The sequence below is a fragment of the Actinophytocola sp. genome, from assembly GCF_050699935.1.
GTDB lineage: Bacteria > Actinomycetota > Actinomycetes > Mycobacteriales > Pseudonocardiaceae > Actinophytocola.
Window position 1 is genome coordinate 1 of record NZ_JBOHGB010000282.1, and the last position, 3,281, is coordinate 3,281.

Genomic DNA, 3,281 nt, shown 5'->3' on the forward strand with positions numbered 1-3,281 from the left:
AAGATCTCGGACACGATGCCGAAGAACGGCAGCGCGACGATGTAGACCTCGGGATGGCCGAAGAACCAGAACAGGTGCTGCCAGAGGATCACGCCGCCGTTGGCCGGGTCGAAGACGTGCGCGCCGATCTGGCGGTCGGCCAGCAGACCGAACAGCGCCGCGGTGAGGATCGGGAAGGCGATCAGCACGAGGATCGACGTGATCAGGATGTTCCAGGTGAAGATCGGCATCCGGAACATCGTCATGCCGGGCGCGCGCAGGCAGACCACGGTGGTGAGCATGTTCACCGCGCCGAGGATGGTGCCGAGACCGGCCATGATCAGCCCGACGATCCACAGGTCACCGCCGACGCCCGGCGAGTGGATCTTGTCCGACAGCGGGGTGTAGGCGAACCAGCCGAAGTCGGCGGCGCCACCCGGGGTCAGGAAGCCGGCCATCACGATGAGGCCACCGAACAGGAACAGCCAGTAACTGAAGGCATTCAGTCGTGGGAAGGCCACGTCCGGGGCGCCGATCTGGATCGGCAGCACCAGGTTGGCGAAACCGAACAGGATCGGGGTCGCGTACAACAGCAGCATGATCGTGCCGTGCATGGTGAACAGCTGGTTGTACTGCTCCTGGGACAGGAACTGCTGCCCGGGGAAGGCCAGCTCGGAGCGGATGAGCATGGCCATCGCGCCACCGATCATGAAGAAGGCGAACGCCGTGACGACGTAGAACACACCGATCTTCTTCGGGTCGGTCTCCCGGAACCACTGCAGCAGGTACCCGCCCTTGACCGTCGGCCGCGCCGGATACGGTCGCGTGGCGACCGGCTTCGGGGCTACTGCAGTCACTCCATGCCTCCTGCGTGTCTTGCAACCACGCCCAACCGTGATTCGAGCCGATGGTAGCCCTCGCAGTGTCGGCCGGAACGGCTGGGCCGGCACCTCCGGCCTGGGACGATCGGGCCATGTCGATCAGCCGCGAGGCCGCTGTGGCAGCCGCCACACGGATCACCGCCGACCTCGGCCTGACGCTGACCGAGCCGCGGGTGCTCAAGGACGGCAGCAACGTGCTGGTCCACCTGTACCCGTCGCCGTTCGTGGCCCGGGTCGCCACGCTGACCGCCGAACTGCGGCCGGGTGTGGACCGGTGGCTGACCGGCGACATCGAACTCGCCTCGTTCCTGCTCTCCCGGGGTCTGCCGGTGACCCGTCCGGCCACCGACCCGCCGGCCGGGCCGTACGACGTGGACGGCATCACCGTCGCGCTGTGGCACTACGAGAAACATGACCCCGCGCGGACCCCGGACCCGGCCGGCCTGGTCGCCTCGCTCGGCGAGCTGCACGCCGCCATGCGGGAGTTCCCGGGCCGCCTCGGCGCCGACGGGCCGCGCGGAGACCTGAGCAGGTTGCTGGCGATCCTCGAGCGGGACCGGCTGGTCGACCCCGGCGTGCTACGGCTGATGCGGGCGGAGGGCGAACGGCTGGGCGAGCGGATGTCGGCCCTGCCCGCACAGGTCGTCCACGGCGACGCCCACCCGGGGAACGTGTTGGTCACCCCGGCCGGCGTGCGGTGGAACGACTTCGAGGACGCCTGGCACGGGCCGGTCGCGTGGGACTACGCGTGCATGTCGACGTGGAGCGGGCCGGCGTGGGTGCGCGCGGTCGACGGGCACGCCGACCCCGACGCCCTGGCGGTCTGCCGCGAGCTGCGCGAGGTGTTCGGGGTGGCCTGGTACCAGTTGATGGCGCACCGCTTCCCGGAGCGGGTGGACGACGCGCACGCGGCGCTGGCGAAGTACCTGGACGGCGGCTAGCCCAAGAGGTCCGGGCGGTACCTGCGCACCCACTGGCCCATCGCGCCGTTGGTCCAGTTCGGGTCGCTCCCGCCGAGCGGGATCGCCACCATCGGCCGGCCGTCGGTCGGGTTGTGGGGCTGGGCGGCCAGTTGCTCCCGCTGCCAGCGCGGCGTGCTGGGCGGGATCACCCGCTCGCCCCAACCGGATATGCCGAGCGATCGCATCGGGCCAATCGAGACCTTCACGGCGTCGGGACCGACCGGCTTAGGGTTCGCCATCTGGGTCACCACGGGCCCGACGTGGGTGATGTCCCGCCAGCCCAGCGACACCCGCCAGCCCCGCATGTCGGTCAGCTCGACGCCGTGCTCGGAGAACCGCAGGACCGTGCCGTCCTGCATCCGGAGGTACTTCGAGTACTGGATGCCCACCAGCACGCCGCTCGTCACGACCGCGACCAGGACGCCCCCGGCCGCCTCGCCGCCGAAGAGCGCCGAGCCGAGGAAAAGCATGATGAGGAAGAAGAGCACCAGGGAGAGGAGGAACGGTTTCATCCTTCGGCCGAAACCGCCGGGCACCGGACGGAACTCGCGGGGCAGCTGGTTGGGATCACTCACCAGGGCACACTATTGATCGATGAAGAGCCAGGTCCACAATGCGCGTGGCATTCTGGAAATTCTGGAATTCTCAGGATTCCATGACCGTCCGGTACGCCGCGACCGTCTCGCGCAGAATCGCCTCGCCCGGCCGGGCCCACAGCTCGGCGTTGAACACCTCCACCTCGATCGGGCCGGTGTAGCCCGCCGCGTCCATCGCACGCAGGAACGGGCCGAACTCCACGTACCCGGTCCCGGGCAGCCCGCGACCGAGCAGCACGTCGGCCGGCAGCGGCAGAACCCAGTCGGCCAGCTGGAAACACGCGATCCGCTCGCCGGCCGCCGCGATCAGCGGATACACCCGCTCGTCCCACCACACGTGGTAGGTGTCCAGCGCGATCCCCACCGCCGCCGGCGGAAGCGGCGAGGCCAGCGCCAGCGCGCCGCCGAGGGTCGCCACCACGCTGCGGTCGGCCGCGAACATCGGGTGCATCGGCTCGATCGCCAGCCGTACCCCGGCATCCAACGCGTACGGCACCATCGCCTCGATCCCCGCCGCGACCCGGCCGCGGGCCTCGTCGAGCGGCCGTCCGGACAACCCGCCGCACACCAGCACCAGGACCGGCGCGCCGAGCGCAGCCGCCTCGTCGATCGCCCGCTTGTTGTCGTCGCGCCAGTCGTCCGCGCCGAAGAAGCCGCCGCGGCACAGGCTGCTCACGGTCAACCCCGCGTCACGCACCAGCGCGGCGGACCGCGACAGCCCGTACTCCGCGACCGGCTCGCGCCACAGCCCGATCGCGCGCACCCCGGCCGCCGCGCACCCCTCGACGACGTCCGGCAGCGGCCAGTACTTCGCGGTGGCCTGGTTGAACGAGAACCGGCCAGGAAGGACGCCTTCCGGACGC

Annotated in this window: 4 protein-coding genes; 1 reads left to right on the forward strand and 3 read right to left on the reverse strand. The window is 70.3% G+C overall.

The window, feature by feature from the left end:
* Positions 1-836, reverse strand: an 836-nt coding sequence (locus tag ACRDTB_RS37810; RefSeq protein ID WP_431437082.1) for a cbb3-type cytochrome c oxidase subunit I, incomplete at its 3' end; no start/stop codon positions are given.
* A gap of 116 nt (positions 837-952) precedes the next feature.
* On the opposite strand from ACRDTB_RS37810, the gene ACRDTB_RS37815 reads away from it, so the two are divergent.
* Positions 953-1,801: a phosphotransferase gene (locus tag ACRDTB_RS37815; protein ID WP_431437083.1), complete on the forward strand. Its 849-nt coding sequence runs from the start codon at positions 953-955 to the stop codon at positions 1,799-1,801.
* Here the strand turns inward: ACRDTB_RS37815 and ACRDTB_RS37820 are convergent.
* Positions 1,798-2,397, reverse strand: a complete 600-nt coding sequence (locus ACRDTB_RS37820; protein ID WP_431437084.1) for a hypothetical protein — start codon at positions 2,395-2,397, stop codon at positions 1,798-1,800. The genes ACRDTB_RS37815 and ACRDTB_RS37820 overlap by 4 nt on opposite strands.
* A gap of 70 nt (positions 2,398-2,467) precedes the next feature.
* A partial coding sequence (locus tag ACRDTB_RS37825) for a sugar phosphate isomerase/epimerase family protein (protein ID WP_431437085.1) occupies positions 2,468-3,281 on the reverse strand: 814 nt, incomplete at its 5' end.

Coding starts and splice junctions, on each gene's coding strand:
- ACRDTB_RS37815 (WP_431437083.1), top strand. CDS start 953: ATGTCGATCAGCCGCGAGGCCGCTGTGGCAGCCGCCACACGGATCACC.